The sequence below is a fragment of the Streptomyces sp. NPDC054975 genome, from assembly GCF_053609105.1.
In genome coordinates, this window is the sequence record NZ_JBSGWV010000012.1 from 23739 (window position 1) to 38394 (window position 14656).

Consider the following 14656-nt stretch of genomic DNA (forward strand, 5'->3'; position numbering starts at 1 on the left):
ATCGGCCGCTCCGGGAGGGAGTGAGATGCTTCACATTCACAGGCGGGCACCCGAGCCCTCGTTCGGCGAACGGCCGAGCGACTCGGGCGGCCTCGCGGGGAGGAAGATCGGCCCACGCGGCGCGCACCTGCGGGAACACCGCGAGGCGTGGCACGGCGCGGGCCGGGGCCGGGCGCCGACCGTCCGTACACCCCGCCGAACGAGCACCGGGCCGTTGCCCCACGGAGACATCCCCGTCTCCGAACCAGGAAGCCCATCCTGTACGTATGGGAGAGGGAGACCCCGCACCCGAACCCGTACCCACAAGGACTGACCCGTGATCACCTCGCCCTCGCCCCTCGTACCCGTCCCGATCCCCGACCGTGTGGCCGCCATGATCGGGTCCTGCCTGCCCCTGCACGTCCTGCAGGCGGAGGTCGACGCCGACTGCGCGGCGCGCGAGGTGCTGCGGTTCCGGGGTCCGCTCTGCGCGGAGGACCGGGCGGACCGGGAGCACGCGCTGTCCGCGCTGGCCCAGGCGAACAAGATCCTGGCGAAGCACCACCCGCTGCTGCCGGTCCGCCCGCGCTAGCCGACCCGCGGCCCCCGGCCGGTCCGCCCGCGCCGGCCTGTCCGGGCGTGGGCGGGGCCCGGGGTGGGCGGGGCGCTGACCCCTCCGGGCGCTGACCCCCTTCGGGGCACTGGGCCGTTCGAGGCGCCGGCCCGGTACCGCACCGGTTCGGGTGTGCCCCGCATGCGGGTGACCCCGCCCGGTGTGAGGCTGCGAAGGTGACCACCACCAGCGAAGCCGCACCCGCGCCCCCGGCCGCCTCGCCGCCCGTGCTCGACAGCCGCCGCCGCAACATCGTCTTCGGCACGATCATGCTCGGTGTGCTGCTCGCGGCGCTGGACCAGACGATCGTCGGCACCGCCCTGCCGACGATCGTCTCGGACCTCGGCGGCGCCGCCCACATGTCCTGGGTGGTCACTTCCTACCTGCTGGCCGAGACGGTCGCCACCGTCCTGGTCGGCAAGTTCGGTGACCTCTTCGGCCGCAAGGTGATCTTCCAGATCTCCGCGATCGTCTTCATCACCGGCTCCTTCCTCTGCGGCCTCGCCACCAACATGACCCTGCTCATCGTCTGGCGCGGCCTGCAGGGCATCGGCGCCGGTGGTCTGATGGTCACCTCCATGGCGCTCATCGCCGACGTGATCCCGCTGCGCGACCGCGGCAAGTACCAGGGCGCGATCGGCGCCGTCTTCGGCGTCTCCACCGTCATCGGCCCGCTGCTCGGCGGTCTCTTCACCGACCACCTGAGCTGGCGCTGGGCGTTCTACGTCAACGTCCCCGTAGCGATCCTCGTCGTCATCGCCGCCGCCCGCACCATCCCCTCCGTGCGCTCCGCGAGCAAGCCGGTCATCGACTACGCGGGCATCGCACTGGTCGCCGCCGGGTCCAGCGCCCTGATCCTGGCGACCAGTTGGGGCGGGAACGAGTACGCCTGGGGCTCCGGCGTCATCATCGGGCTCTTCGTCGGCGGCCTGATCGCCCTCGCGCTGTTCTGCTGGGTGGAGACCCGCGCGGCCGAACCGATGCTTCCGATGCGGCTGTTCGCCAACCCGGTCTTCACCGTCTGCTCCGTGCTGAGCTTCGTCGTCGGCTTCGCGATGCTCGGCTCGATGACCTTCCTGCCGTCCTACCTCCAGTACGTCGACGGGGACTCGGCCACCGTCTCCGGCATCCGCACCCTCCCCATGGTCGTCGGTCTGCTGATCGCCTCGATCTACAGCGGCAACGTCGTCAGCAAGACCGGCACGTACCGGATCTTCCCCATCGTGGGTTGTCTGGTGATGGGCGTCGGCCTCTTCCTCCTGTCGCTGATGGACACGGACACCGGCGCCTGGCTGGAGTCGCTGTACATGTTCGTGCTCGGCGCCGGCATCGGTCTGTGCATGCAGGTGCTCACCATCGCCGTGCAGAACACGGTGGAATACGCCGACCTCGGCACCGCCACCTCGGGCGTCACCTTCTTCCGTACGCTCGGCAGCTCCTTCGGCACGGCCGTCTTCGGCACGATCTACGCCAACTCCCTGAAGCCCAACCTGACCCAGGGCGTCGGCGAGGCCGCGGTCGTCGCCGGGCCGGCCCTGGAACCGTCCGCGATCGCCGAGGCCGCGCAGAGCCCGGCCGGGGTCCACGGCCTGCCGGACGACATCGCGGCGCCGATCGTCCAGGCATACGCCGACACCCTGCACACGGTCTTCCTCTGGACGGTGCCCGTCGCGGCGATCGGCTTCGTCGTGGCGCTCTTCCTCAAGCAGGTGAAGCTCCGGGACACCGCCCGCGCCTCGGCGCCCGACATGGGCGAGGGCTTCGGCTCACCCACCACTGCGGGCAACTCGGCCAAGCTGCTCGAACTCACCGTCGGACGGATCCTGCGGAAGACGGACCTGGACACCGCGCGCCGGATCGTCGCCGAATCCGACACCCGGCTCGACACGGCGGGCGCGTGGGCCGTGATGCAGGTCGAACTCTTCACGCGGATGGTCGGTCACGCCAGTCTCGGTCTGATCTCCGCGGGACGGCGCGTTCCCCCGGAGGTGCTGCTGCCGGTCTTCGACCGCATGGTCGAGGAAGGGTTCCTGACCAGGGACGGCAACCTGCTCTCGCACACTCCGGCGGGCCGGCGCGAGGCCGAGGTGATCACCCACGCCTGGGGAGACTGGCTCCGCAACCGGATCGAGCAGGAGACCGGCCGGCCCAGTGGACCGGAGCTGAGGGCGGCGACCGACGCGATCACGAAGAAGCTGATCGCGGAGGACCTGGCACAGGGGATGCCGCGCCACCGGGAACCGGTCGGTGTCTCGTCGTGATCAGGCCTCGTCGATGAAGTCGCCGTCCACGTACACCCAGGCGCCGTCCTGGCGACGGAACCGGCTGCGCTCGTGGAGCGCGCCCTGCTCGCCCGCCTGGGTGTAGTGGGCGACGAAGGTGACGGTCCCGGCCTGGTGGAAGGCGGTCCCGTCGGTGGTGTCCCGGATCTCCAGGCCCGCCCAGCGCAGGGACGGGTCGAAGTCGACCTCCGCGGGACGGGTCTCCGGCGCCCAGGTCCGCAGCAGATACGTCGCGTCGCGTACGACGAAGGCGCTGTAGCGGGAGCGCATGAGGAGTTCGGCCGTGGGAGCGGCCTGCGGGCCGGCGTGGAAGCGTCCGCAGCACTCGCCGTACGGAGCGGCCAGGCCGCAGGGACAGGGCGAGGTCGCGGTCACGGCGGGCGCGGCGGGCGCGGCGGGGCGCCGCTTGGGGCGGGTGGTGCGTCGGGACATGAGGTCATTCTCCCTCGCGCGGGAGAGGCGGGTCGTCCTTGCGCGGGATGAACGGATCGCCCTTGCGCGGGTTGAGGCGCATCGTCCCTTGCGCGGGAGCGACGGTATCGCGCCATGTGTGCGGGGTGGCCCGCACGATGCTTCCGGGAGTCGGCGGACGCCCTTATGCTCCTGCGCCGGACGTGACAGTTACCGCCGGTAAGGCTAAGGGGCTGGGGCATGAACCGTACGGGCACCTCGCGACGCACCTTCGTCACCACGGCCGCCGCCGTCACCGCGGCCACCGCCACGGCAGGCGTCGGCGCCGCACCGGCCCACGCGGCCGCTCCGGCCGGTCCCGCGACCGCCGGCACCCCGGCCACCGTCGCCGTCCTCGGCGGCGGTGTCGCGGGCCTGACCGCCGCCCACGAGCTGGCCGAGCGCGGCTTCCGCGTCACCGTCTACGAGCGCCGGGCGCTCGGTGGCAAGGCCCGTTCGATGGACGTACCCGACAGCTCCCGTGGCGGCCGGCGGCCGCTCCCCGCCGAGCACGGATTCCGATTCATCCCGGGGATCTACCACAACCTCCCCGACACCATGCGGCGCATCCCCTTCCCGGGGAACGCCAACGGCGTCTGGGACAACCTCGTCGCCCCGGCCGAGATGTCCTTCGCCCGCACCGGCCGCGAGGACCTGCGCATCCCGCTCCCCTGGCCCGGCCACCGGCCCGCCGAGCTCACCCTCGACGAGATCCGCCGCGCCCTGACCGCGCTCCTGGAGACCGCACGCTCCATCCCGCTCCACGAGGCCGCGTACTTCGTCAACCGCTTCCTGGTCTTCCTCACCAGCTGCGACGAACGGCGGAACAGGACCTGGGAGGCCACCCCCTGGTGGGACTTCCTGCGGGCGGACCGGATGAGCTACGACTACCAGCGCATCCTCGCCGTCGGCCTCACCCGCAACATCGTGGCCACCAAGGCCGAGGAGGCCAGCACCCGCACGGTCGCCACGCTCCTGGAGGCCTTCGCCTTCAACGCGCTCGGGCGCGGCGCCGACGGTCCGCTCGACCGCATCCTCGACCTGCCCACCAACGAGGCGTGGATCGACCCCTGGGTGACCCATCTGACCGGCCTGGGCGTGGAGTTCAAGGTCGGCTGGACGGTACGGGAGATGGCGTACGACGCGGCGGCCGGGCGGATCTCCGCCGCGGTGATCGAGAGCCCGGACGGCGTACGCCGGTCGGTCACCGCCGACCACTACATCTCCGCCATGCCGGTGGAGCACGCCCGGCGGACCTGGGGCGCCGCGCTCCGCGCGGCCGATCCCCAACTGGCCCGGTGCGACAAGCTGGAGACGGACTGGATGACGGGCATCCAGTTCTATCTGACCGAGCGGGCGCCGCTGCTCGCCGGGCACGCCAACCTGATCGACTCCCCCTGGTCCCTGACCTGCATCCAGCAGGCCCACCACTGGCCGACGCGCGACTTCCCGGCCGACTACGGCGACGGGTCGGTCGTGGACTGCCTGTCGGTGGACGTCTCGGAGTGGGACCGGCCCGGGATCCTGTACGGCAGGACCGCCAAGCAGTGCACCCGTACGGAAGTCGCGCGGGAGGTCTGGGCACAGCTGAAGGCCGGTTTCAACGACACGGGCCGTACGGTCCTGAAGGACAGCGCCCTGCACTCCTGGTTCCTGGACCCGGGCGTCGACGGCCTCGGCACCCCGAACCCGACCAACGACGACCAGCTCCTCATCCACCCGGTCGGCACGTTCCACAACCGCCCGCAGGCCGCGACGAAGGTCCCGAACCTCTATCTGGCCGGCGACTACGTGGCCGTCGACATCGACCTGGCCACCATGGAGGGCGCCAACGCCTCCGCCCGGCAGGCCGTCAACGCGCTCCTGGACCGTACGGGTTCGACGGCCGCGCGCTGCACGGTCCAGCCGCTCTTCCGCGCGCCCGAACTGGAGGCGCTCAAGCGCCACGACCGGGCCCGCTTCCGCCTGGGGCTGCGCAACGCGCTCGACGTGGGGTGAGGTGAGCGGACCGGCGCCTCAGGGACGGTGGCGCAGCGGATGGTCCTCGGGGACCTCGACGACGACGATCTCCACGCCGTCGGGGTCCGCGATCCACATCTCGACCAGCCCCCAGGGCTCGGTCACCGGCTCCCGCCGGATGTCCACGGCCCGGTCGAGGAGCTCGGCGTGCACCGCGCGCACGTCCGCCACCTGGAGCCAGAGCCGCAGCTGCGGCGAGGGCGCGCTCGCGGGGGCCCGCCCGGAGACCTCCAGGAACCCTCCGCCCAGGAAGTAGACGGTGCCCCGCTCGGGGCCGGTGCCGAACTCGCGGTAGACCGGGAGCCCGAGGGTCTCGCCGTAGAAGGCGCGGGAGCGTTCGGGGTCGGCCGGCCGGAGCAGGATCCGGCTGCTCAGTACGTGCATCCCAGTAGCGTACGAGCATGAAACTGACGATTCTCGGAGGCGGCGGATTCCGGGTGCCGCTGGTGTACGGGGCCCTGCTCGGCGATCACGCCGAGGGGAGGGTGACCCACGTGACCCTCCATGACCTCGACGGCGGACGGCTCTCGGCGATCGCCCGGGTCCTCGCGGAGCAGGGCGCGGGTGTGCCGGACGCCCCGGAGGTGACGACGACGACGGATCTGGACGAGGCGCTGCGAGGCGCGGACTTCGTCTTCTCGGCGATCCGGGTCGGCGGCCTGGAGGGCCGGGCGGCGGACGAGCGGATCGCGCTCGCCGAGGGGGTCCTGGGTCAGGAGACGGTCGGCGCGGGCGGGATCGCGTACGGGCTGCGGACGGTCCCGGTCGCGACGCACATCGCCCGGCGGATCGCCGCGCTCGCCCCGGACGCCTGGGTCATCAACTTCACCAATCCGGCGGGTCTGGTGACGGAGGCGATGTCGCGGGTGCTCGGCGACCGGGTCGTCGGCATCTGCGACTCCCCTGTCGGGCTCGGCCGCCGCGTGGCCCGCGTCCTCGGAGCGCATCCGGGCGAGGCGTGGATCGACTACGTGGGCCTCAACCACCTCGGCTGGCTGCGGGGCCTGCGGGTCGGCGGACGGGACGAGCTGCCGAGGCTGCTCGCGGACGAGGAGGCGCTCGGCTCCTTCGAGGAGGGCCGGCTCTTCGGCCCCGAGTGGCTGCGCACGCTGGGCGCGATCCCCAACGAGTACCTGCACTACTACTACTTCAACCGCGAGGCCGTCCGCGCCTACCAGCAGGCGGAACGGACGCGCGGCGCCTACCTCCGCGACCAACAGGCCGGTTTCTACGCGGAGATGGGCAAGCCGGACACGCCTGCGCTGGCTGCCTGGCACCGCACGCTCGCCGACCGGGAGGCGACCTACATGGCCGCCAACCGGGAGGCGGCAGGGATCGGGGAGCGGGACGAGGAGGACCTGGAGTCGGGCGGGTACGAGAAGGTGGCCCTGGCGCTGATGCGGGCCATCGCGCGCAACGAACGGGCGACGCTCATCCTGAACGTCCGTAACGGCTCCACCCTTTCGGTCCTGGACGCGGACGCGGTGATCGAGGTGCCCTGCTTCGTGGACGCGGCCGGCGCCCATCCGGTCTCCGTGGCGCCGCTGCCGTACCACGCGGTGGGCCTGGTGACGGCGGTGAAGGCGGTCGAGCGCGAGGTGCTCGCGGCGGCGGAGAGCGGGTCGCGGGCGACGGCGGTGAAGGCGTTCGCGCTGCATCCGCTGGTCGATTCGGTGACGGTCGCGCGGCGGCTGGTCGACGGCTACACGGCCGAGCATCCGGAACTGGCGTACGTGCGCCGCTGAATCGACGCCCGGACCACTGTCCGGCGAACATCTTTACGCCGCGAGGGGCGCGGCATACGCTCGCGCCCCATGACCTCACCTGGCACACGCCTTCGAAGGGCGCTCGCCCGTCTCACCATGGGCTGTCTGCTGACCGTCGGACTGGTGGGCGCCGGACCGGCGGCCGCCGAGTCCGTGCCCACCGACCCCGCTCTCGCCGCCGCGCGCGTCGTCCCCGTCCAGCTCACCGGCCCGGCCGACAAGCGTTTCAACCTGGTGGTCATGGGCGACGGCTACACCGCCGCGGAGGCGGCCGAGTTCCGGGCGGACGTCGACACGCACCTGGGCGTGCTGTGGAGCATCGAACCGTTCGCCTCGTACCGCTCGTACATCAACGTCTGGGCGGTGGAGGTCCCTTCGCCGGAGTCGGGCGTGGACTGCGATCCGGGGCTCGACGCACCCCGCCGCGACACCGCACTGAACATGGGCTTCTGGGGCGGCTGCAACCCGCAGAGTGTGCAGCGGCTGCTGACGGTGGACAGCACGAAGGCCGCCGCTCTCGCCGCTCTCGTCCCGGGCACGAGCCCCGCCAACCGGCAGATCGTGGCCCTCGCGAACAGCGACACCTACGGCGGAGCGGGCGGCAGTTACGCGACCGCGTCCGGCGGCAACGCGCTCTCCTCCCTGATCACCCCGCACGAGATAGGCCACTCGCTCGGCGGGCTCCAGGACGAGTACGACTACTACGCGCGCGGTGTCGCGGGCGGCGCGTACGAGGGGACGGAACCGTCGTCGGCGCACCACACCCTGCTGACCGAGGAGCAGATGCGGGAGCAGCGCGCCAAGTGGTGGCGCTGGCTGGGCGAACCGAGCGAGGCGGGCGGTGTCATCGGCCGGCACGAGGGCGGTCTGTACAGCACCACGGGGGTGTGGCGGCCGAGCAAGCACTCGATCATGAAGACGCTCGGCTACGCCTTCGACCAGGTCGAGCGCGAGGTGATGGTGCGCGCGATCTCGGCGAAGGTGAACCTCGTCCAGGCCCACACGCCCAACTCGGCGGCGCTCGGGGTCGATCGGACGGTGTGGGTGGACACCCTGCACCCGCTGGGCGGTGAACTCGACGTCGTCTGGCGGCTGGACGGCCGCACGCTCAGGACCGGCAACGCCCGGACGGTCGATCTGCGCACGCTCTCCCTCTCCCCCGGAGCCCATGCCCTGACGGCGACGGTGAGCGACCCGACGCCGTTCGTGCGTGACCCCGCCGTACGCGGTTCGGCGGCGCTGACCCGTACGGTGAGCTGGACCGTGGACCGGGAGGTGACGACGCCGAAGGACACGGCCGACGCGGCGTTCACCGGTCACACCCCGACGACCTCCCCGGTGGGCGCGCGTTCGGTGGTCCACGCGGACACCACTCATCCGACGCACCGCACTTGGTCCGTCCGGTGGCGGCTCGACGGCCGACCGGTCCAGAACCCGGGCAACGACCGGGACCTGGACCTGCGTGCGCTGCGCCTCTCCCCCGGCACGCACACCCTCACGGCGAGGATCCCCGGCACGGACGCCGAGTTGAGGTGGACGGTGGACGCGCGGCCGGCCTCGGCGTCGTACGAGCTGTCCGCGCCCCTGCGCACGGTGAACCGGCCGGGCCGACCCGTCGAGCACGTCTACGACGGCCCGTTCACGATGCGTCTGGTGGCGCGGGACGACCAACCGGGCACGGTGGTCCGCCAGTTCCGGGTGGACGGCGACGGCTGGTACACGTACTACGGCTGGCCGACCGACGCCGAGGCGCCGTTCCGCTTCTCGCCGAGCGGCACGGTCATCGACGACCTCGTCCACGGCAAGCTGGGCCGCAGCCGCGCGGTGCCCTGGGACGACGCCACACCGGACTACGGCACCCACACGATCGAGTACCGCACGATCGACGCGGCGGGCAACGTGGGCCCGGCGAAGTCCTTCCTGGTGACGCTGGTCGAGCCTCGGGGCTGACCGGGCTCGGGCTGACGAGCCTCGGGACTGAGGCGCGCTGACGCACGAGGGCCCGCAGCCTCGCGGAGGCTGCGGGCCCTCGATGCGTGACGGCGCGGTCCGTCAGACCTTGCGGCCGACGGCGGCCCAGCCCGGGATCGGGTCGTCGCCCTGGACCGGGACGACCTCGCCGAGCTCCGGGTGCCACTCGGCGGTGAGCGAGACCCCGGGTTCGACGAGCTCCAGGCCGTCGAAGAACGCGGCCAGTTCGTCGCGCGAGCGCGGCCGCAGGGTCAGGCCCCGGGCCTTGTACATCTCGACGGCCTTCGCCGCGCCCTCCGGGTCGAAGTCCCCGGTGACGTGCGAGAGGACGAGGTAACTGCCCGGGGCGAGCTGGTCGACGAGCTTGCGGACGAGCTCGTCCGCCCCGTCCTCGTCCCCGACGAAGTGCAGCAGGGCGAGCATCGACAAGGCGATGGGCTTGTCGAAATCAAGGACCTTTCCGGCCCTTTCCAGAATGATCTCGGGGTCGCGGGCGTCCGCCTGGATGTACTCGGTGGCCCCTTCCGGGGTCGAGCGCAGCAGGGCGGCCGCGTGCGCGAGCACGATCGGGTCGTTGTCGCAGTAGACGATCCGGGACTCGGGCGCGGCCTGCTGGGCGATCTGGTGCAGGTTGGGCTCGGTCGGGATGCCGGTGCCGATGTCCAGGTACTGGCGTACGCCGTCGGCGCTGAGCCAGCGGATGGCGCGGTGCATGAAGGCCCGGTTGACCCGTGCCATGTCGCGGCCGCGGGCGTCGACGGTGAGGAGCTGCTTGGCCATCTCCTCGTCGACCGGGTAGTTGTCCTTCCCGCCCAGGAACCAGTCGTACATCCGCGCGGGATGCGGCTTGCTGGTGTCGATCCGTACGGCGGCGGGGTCCTGGGTCATCGGGGCTCCTGGTCCGGGAGTGGAACTACTGGCACTGCAGGCAAGAGTTACGCGACGGTAGGGGTGTGACGGAAGGGGTCAGGTGAGCAGAAAGTCGGCCTGACCGGATTTCGCCCCCTGGATGAACGCGGCGATCTCGCCGTGGGTGTAGATGAGCGCGGGTCCCTCAGGGTCTGCGGACTGTCGCACGGCGACTCTGCCGTCGGCCAGCTTCATGGCCTCCACGCAGTTGCCCCCGTTCCCGCCGCTCCACGGCTTGTGCCAGCCTTCGGCACCGAGATCCGCGGCGGGCATGCCGTTGTATATGCGATCCATTCACAGCTCCTTGCGGAGATCCCGGAGGATCTCCTTCGTGCGTTGTGCAGTCGCGGCCTGGGCCGCCATCCGGTCCATGACCTCGAGATGGGAGGCCACCTCCGGGCGCGCGTCGAGATAGACGGCGCCCGTCAGGTACTCGCTGTAGACCATGTCCGGGAGTTCGGGCACGGCGAAGCGGAAGAGGACGAAGGGCCCATAGGTGCCGGGGTGGTGGCCGGACGCGAAGTCCGCGATCTGCAGGGTGACGTTCGGCAGCTCGGACGCTTCGAGCAGCCGGTCGAGCTGGTCGCGCATCACTTCGGGCCCGTCGCCGACCGGTCGGCGGAAGACCGTCTCGTCCATGATCACCCAGAACTTCGGGGCGTCCTCCCTGGTGAGCAGGGACTGGCGCTCCATCCGCAGGGCTACATGACGTTCGATCTCCTCGGCGTTGCTGGCGCCGACCGCCCCGCTGCGCAGAATGGCGCGGGCGTACCCCTCGGTCTGCAACAGACCGGGGACGAATTGGGGTTCGTACGCCCGGATGAGGCTCGCGGCCCCCTCCAGGCTGACGTACATGGAGAACCAGCCGGGCAGCACGTCGTGGAACCGCTGCCACCAGCCGGGAAGGTTGGCCTCCTCGGCGAGGGCGATGAACGCCTCGGCCTCCGAGTCGTTGATGCCGTACGCCTGGAGCAGCAGCTGTACGTACGGGATCTTCAGCGCGACTTCCGCGGTCTCCATGCGGCGGATGGTGGCCGGGGCGACACGGAGGACCTTGGCGGCCTCCTCCCGCTTCAGGCCGGCCCGCTCACGCAGATCCTGCAGTCTTCTGCCGAGAACGACCTGTCCCACCGTGGGGGCGGACCGCGGCTCGCTCACTCTCAGACCTCCCCGACGCGCTGTTTCGCTTGAGTGTGCCACGAACACGGCCAGAGAGAACACAGCACTCTGCAATTTTCAGAGTGCCACTTGCCAAGTGTCCGCGTCGGGAGCAAAGTATTCCGGTGAACCAGTACGCGCTGCTGCCGCGCGCCGCCTCGGGGGCGATGCACGGCACTGCTTACCCACTGTTGTGAGGAACCGGTCGTGGCTTCTGGTAACGCGCTCCCCTCAGGCCTCATCGGCCCCCGCGTCATGCACCAGCGCCCACGCACCGATGCTCTCCGCCACGACGTCCGCCGGTTCACCTTCGAGCTCCCCGCCCGCACGGCGTCGGTCTCACGGGCCCGCAGACTGGCCGAGGAGCGGCTCATCCTCTGGGGCTGCGCCCCGGACATACGCGACACGGTCACGCTGATCGTCTCCGAACTGGTCACCAACGCGGTGGTGCACACGGCGAGCGGCCATGTCGTCTGCGAACTGCGCGAGGGGGAGGAGCAGTTGCGCATAGCGGTACGGGACGAGGGCGGCGCGGGAGACCCGCGGATCCGGGACTGCGGCGAGGAGGAACGCGGGCGCGGGCTGCTGCTCGTGGAGGCGCTGTCCAGCGCGTGGGGGGCGGACAGTACGGGGCACGGAACGGCGCGTGTGGTCTGGGCCGAACTGGCCCACGGCATGGGGGCCACGTGCTGAGGTCCATGGCGACCCTTCTGACACCGAGGTCCCGCAGGACCCCGGACGCACCGGCCGGCGGTGGCCTGCCGACCGGAACGGGCTCGACCCGCCTCGTGGTCCCGCCGGGCTTCCGCACGCACCTGGGCTGCGACGCGGTCGGCGTACCGGCGCGCTACGGCTTCCGCGTCCTGTCCCGGCTGCCGGCCAAGGGCTGTGTCTACGCGGACACGGACTGGTGGTGGTGGCTGGTCCCGACGGGCTCGGACCTGGACCTGGTCTGGCCGCTGCCGTCCTGCTACGCGCCCGGCGCGGAGATCCCGGACCGCCTCCCGCGGCTGATCCACCACCCGGACGGGACCACTCCCTACACCCCGCCGATCCCCCTCTATCTGCTGTGCTGCCAGCTGACGGGCACCGCTCCTTCCTGGAGCTTGATCCCCACGCGGGGCAACGGCGTAATGTCGGAGCATGTTCACCCCTCAGGGCCCGACCGCCCGTGAGCTGACCGTCCAGGCGCTCTCCTCGGTGGAGCACGGGTACGACCTGCTGGCGGGGAAGTTCGACGCGACGCCGTTCCGCACGCCGGACCTGGTGCTTTCGGCGGTGACGGACGCCCTGCGTCCGCTCGGCCCGTTCGAGTCGGGTCTCGACGTCTGCTGCGGCACGGGGGCGGGGCTGTCCGTCCTGCGCCCGCTGTGCGCGGGCCGGGTCGTGGGCGTCGACTTCAGCGCGGGGATGCTTTCCGAGGCCCGCCGGGCCCACTCCAAGGCCACCCTGGTCCGCGCGGACGCGTTGGCCATGCCCTTCGCCCCGGCCTTCGACCTGGCGGTCAGCTTCGGAGCCTTCGGTCACTTCGTCCCGAAGGACCAGCTCACGCTCTTCCGCCAGGTCCTCGCCTCCCTCCGCCCGGGCGGCCTCCTCGCCTTCCCGCTCCCGGCCCCGCCGCCGGTGGGTTCGCGCGCGTACTGGACCCTGCTGGGCTTCGACGCCGCGATGCGGCTACGGAACGCGGTGTGGCGGCCGCCCTTCGTCATGTACTACCGCACGTTCCGCCTGGCGGACGTGCGGGAACGGCTGACGCGGGCGGGCTTCACGGTGGAGACGCGGCCGATCGAGCCCCTGGGGCGCCGGGAGGACGGAAGCCCGAGCTGCCGGCTGGTGCTGGCCCGGAAGACCGGCGCCGGCCCGTGAAAGGCGGAACGGCCCCAGATGAACTGGGGCCGTATCCGATCTGTGTCCGAGGGGGGACTTGAACCCCCACGCCCGATAAAGGGCACTAGCACCTCAAGCTAGCGCGTCTGCCATTCCGCCACCCGGACCAGGTGTGGTGTCGTTTCGGGGTGTTCCCCGCGGCGACATGGATAACTCTACCAGGGGTTCGCGGTGCCTTTCACCCACGTTTCCCGTGGTCAGTGGGGTGCGGGCGCCTTGGAGTCCTTGATCGCGCGAGGGTGCGCACAGAGTGTCGTCACGCGCATACGTGGCGTGCGCGGCGGTGGCGCCTAGCCTGCGCTGGGTGAGCTACCTCTTCGAGCGCCGCGGGTCCACGTACCGCAGGCCCAGGATGCTGTCGCCGCTGCGGGAGCATCTGCGCGACACCTTCTGGTTCGCCCCGATCGCGAGCCTGGCGGCCGTCTTCGTGCTGTGGCTGATCGCCTCCGCGGTGGACGAGGCCATCATCCGGCTCCTCCAGGACGAGCGGGAGTACGACGCGGTCACCGAGCTGATCGGGATCGTCGAGGACGCCAAGACGATCGTGACCACGATCAGCTCGGCGATGATGACCTTCATCGGTGTCGTCTTCTCCATCTCGCTCGTCGCCGTGCAGATGGCCAGCGGGCAGTTCAGCCCCCGCGTGGTGCGGATCTTCATCCGGAGCCGGATCACCAAGGCGACCTTCTCCGTCTTCCTCGCCACGTTCCTGCTCTCCCTGCTCGTCCTCACCTCGTACGACAGCGAGACCGATCCCCGGTACGTGTCGACCGTGCCGCTGGTGCAGTCGGTACTGACGGTGCTCATGGTGGGGCTGAGCCTGCTGCTCTTCGTGGCGTACGTGAACTCGACGCTGCGGCTGATGCGGGTGGGGCATGTGGTGGACCGGATCGCCTGGGAGGCGTTCCGCGTCCTGGCGAAGCAGCCGCGGTACGAGGGGGAGCTCGGCGATCTCGGGGAGGCGAGCGCGTACGTGCTGCACCGGGGGCGCGCCGGGGTGCTGCGGGATGTGAACGTCGCGCTGCTCGTGCGCCTCGCCCGACGCCACGGGGTCGTGCTGCGGCTGCTGCCCCGCATCGGCGACTTCGTGGTGCCGGGGACACCGATCCTCGCCGTGCACGGGGGTCAGGTGCCCCGCAGGATCGGGGCGGCCCTGTCGGTGGGGGTGGAGCGGACCTTCCACCAGGATCTCGGCTTCGGCCTGCGCCAGCTCGCGGACATCGGTCTGCGGGCCCTCTCCCCCGCCGTCAACGACCCGACGACCGCTGTGCAGGCGCTGGACCGGATCACGCAGTTCCTCGCCGCGGTGGCGGACCGCCCGCTGGGGACGGTGCACCACCGCGACACGAAGGGCACGGTCCGGCTGGTGCAGGACGTACCGGGCTGGACGGACCTGGTGGACCTCGGCCTCACCGAGATCCGGGGCTGCGCGCCGGGCAACCCGCAGGTGTCCCGGCGGATGCTGGCAGGCCTCGACGACCTGCTGTCCCTCGTCCCCCCGGACCGCCGCGAGCCCCTCCTCCGCCACCGCACCCTCCTGACCCACCTGGTCGAACGCACGTCCCCGGACCCGGCCGACCGCGCCTTCGCGCTGGAGGCGGACCGGCAGGGGATCGGGTGAG

General features: G+C 71.4%; 14 protein-coding genes and 1 tRNA gene. 9 read left to right on the forward strand and 6 right to left on the reverse strand.

Annotated elements, in window-relative coordinates; translation table 11 throughout:
* Positions 1-373 precede the first annotated feature (373 nt).
* Together ACWF79_RS14555 and ACWF79_RS14560 are read left to right on the forward strand one after the other, a co-directional pair.
* Positions 374-571, forward strand: a complete 198-nt coding sequence (locus ACWF79_RS14555; protein WP_384504501.1) for a hypothetical protein — start codon at positions 374-376, stop codon at positions 569-571.
* A gap of 197 nt (positions 572-768) precedes the next feature.
* Positions 769-2853, forward strand: coding sequence for an MDR family MFS transporter (locus tag ACWF79_RS14560; protein ID WP_453728442.1), 2085 nt, complete (start codon positions 769-771; stop codon positions 2851-2853).
* On the opposite strand, the gene ACWF79_RS14565 is transcribed toward ACWF79_RS14560, so the two are convergent.
* Positions 2854-3306, reverse strand: coding sequence for a YchJ family protein (locus ACWF79_RS14565; RefSeq protein WP_453728443.1), 453 nt, complete (start codon positions 3304-3306; stop codon positions 2854-2856).
* 219 nt (positions 3307-3525) lie between these two features.
* On the opposite strand from ACWF79_RS14565, the gene ACWF79_RS14570 reads away from it, so the two are divergent.
* Positions 3526-5322: a hydroxysqualene dehydroxylase gene (locus ACWF79_RS14570; protein WP_453728444.1), complete on the forward strand. Its 1797-nt coding sequence runs from the start codon at positions 3526-3528 to the stop codon at positions 5320-5322.
* A gap of 18 nt (positions 5323-5340) precedes the next feature.
* Here ACWF79_RS14570 and ACWF79_RS14575 read toward each other — a convergent pair whose 3' ends face one another.
* Positions 5341-5727: a VOC family protein gene (locus ACWF79_RS14575; protein ID WP_453728445.1), complete on the reverse strand. Its 387-nt coding sequence runs from the start codon at positions 5725-5727 to the stop codon at positions 5341-5343.
* A 17-nt stretch (positions 5728-5744) separates the two neighbouring features.
* Between ACWF79_RS14575 and ACWF79_RS14580 the strand changes: the two genes are divergently transcribed.
* A complete protein-coding gene (locus tag ACWF79_RS14580) occupies positions 5745-7088 on the forward strand; it encodes a 6-phospho-beta-glucosidase (protein ID WP_453728446.1) in 1344 nt (447 codons plus the stop codon).
* Between the two features lie 69 nt (positions 7089-7157).
* Entirely contained in the window at positions 7158-9059 is a 1902-nt protein-coding gene (locus tag ACWF79_RS14585; RefSeq protein WP_453728447.1) for a M64 family metallopeptidase, read from the forward strand.
* A gap of 102 nt (positions 9060-9161) precedes the next feature.
* Here the strand turns inward: ACWF79_RS14585 and ACWF79_RS14590 are convergent, their stop codons facing one another.
* The 3 genes from ACWF79_RS14590 to ACWF79_RS14600 form a co-directional block, all read right to left on the reverse strand.
* Positions 9162-9968 carry an SAM-dependent methyltransferase gene (locus tag ACWF79_RS14590; RefSeq protein ID WP_453728448.1) on the reverse strand — a complete coding sequence of 269 codons (807 nt, stop codon included), beginning with the start codon at positions 9966-9968 and terminating at the stop codon, positions 9162-9164.
* 78 nt (positions 9969-10046) lie between these two features.
* Positions 10047-10283 carry a DUF397 domain-containing protein gene (locus ACWF79_RS14595; RefSeq protein ID WP_137992288.1) on the reverse strand — a complete coding sequence of 79 codons (237 nt, stop codon included), beginning with the start codon at positions 10281-10283 and terminating at the stop codon, positions 10047-10049.
* Positions 10284-11147, reverse strand: a complete 864-nt coding sequence (locus tag ACWF79_RS14600) for a helix-turn-helix domain-containing protein (protein WP_453728449.1) — start codon at positions 11145-11147, stop codon at positions 10284-10286.
* A 255-nt stretch (positions 11148-11402) separates the two neighbouring features.
* Here ACWF79_RS14600 and ACWF79_RS14605 point away from each other — a divergent pair, with 255 nt between their 5' ends.
* The 3 genes from ACWF79_RS14605 to ACWF79_RS14615 are packed head-to-tail and all read left to right on the forward strand — an operon-like array spanning position 11403 to position 13013.
* Complete coding sequence (locus tag ACWF79_RS14605; RefSeq protein WP_453728534.1) at positions 11403-11840, forward strand: ATP-binding protein; 438 nt, start codon at positions 11403-11405, stop codon at positions 11838-11840.
* 5 nt (positions 11841-11845) lie between these two features.
* Positions 11846-12322 (forward strand): hypothetical protein, encoded by a 477-nt coding sequence (locus ACWF79_RS14610; RefSeq protein ID WP_453728450.1) that lies wholly within the window; start codon positions 11846-11848, stop codon positions 12320-12322.
* A complete protein-coding gene (locus ACWF79_RS14615) occupies positions 12291-13013 on the forward strand; it encodes a class I SAM-dependent methyltransferase (protein WP_453728451.1) in 723 nt (240 codons plus the stop codon). The genes ACWF79_RS14610 and ACWF79_RS14615 overlap by 32 nt, the downstream gene beginning before the upstream one ends.
* Before the next feature lie 43 nt (positions 13014-13056).
* On the opposite strand, the gene ACWF79_RS14620 is transcribed toward ACWF79_RS14615, so the two are convergent.
* A tRNA-Leu gene (locus ACWF79_RS14620) sits at positions 13057-13141 on the reverse strand.
* Between the two features lie 245 nt (positions 13142-13386).
* Between ACWF79_RS14620 and ACWF79_RS14625 the strand changes: the two genes are divergently transcribed.
* Positions 13387-14655 carry a DUF2254 domain-containing protein gene (locus tag ACWF79_RS14625; protein WP_453728535.1) on the forward strand — a complete coding sequence of 423 codons (1269 nt, stop codon included), beginning with the start codon at positions 13387-13389 and terminating at the stop codon, positions 14653-14655.
* The last annotated feature ends 1 nt before the right edge of the window (position 14656 follow it).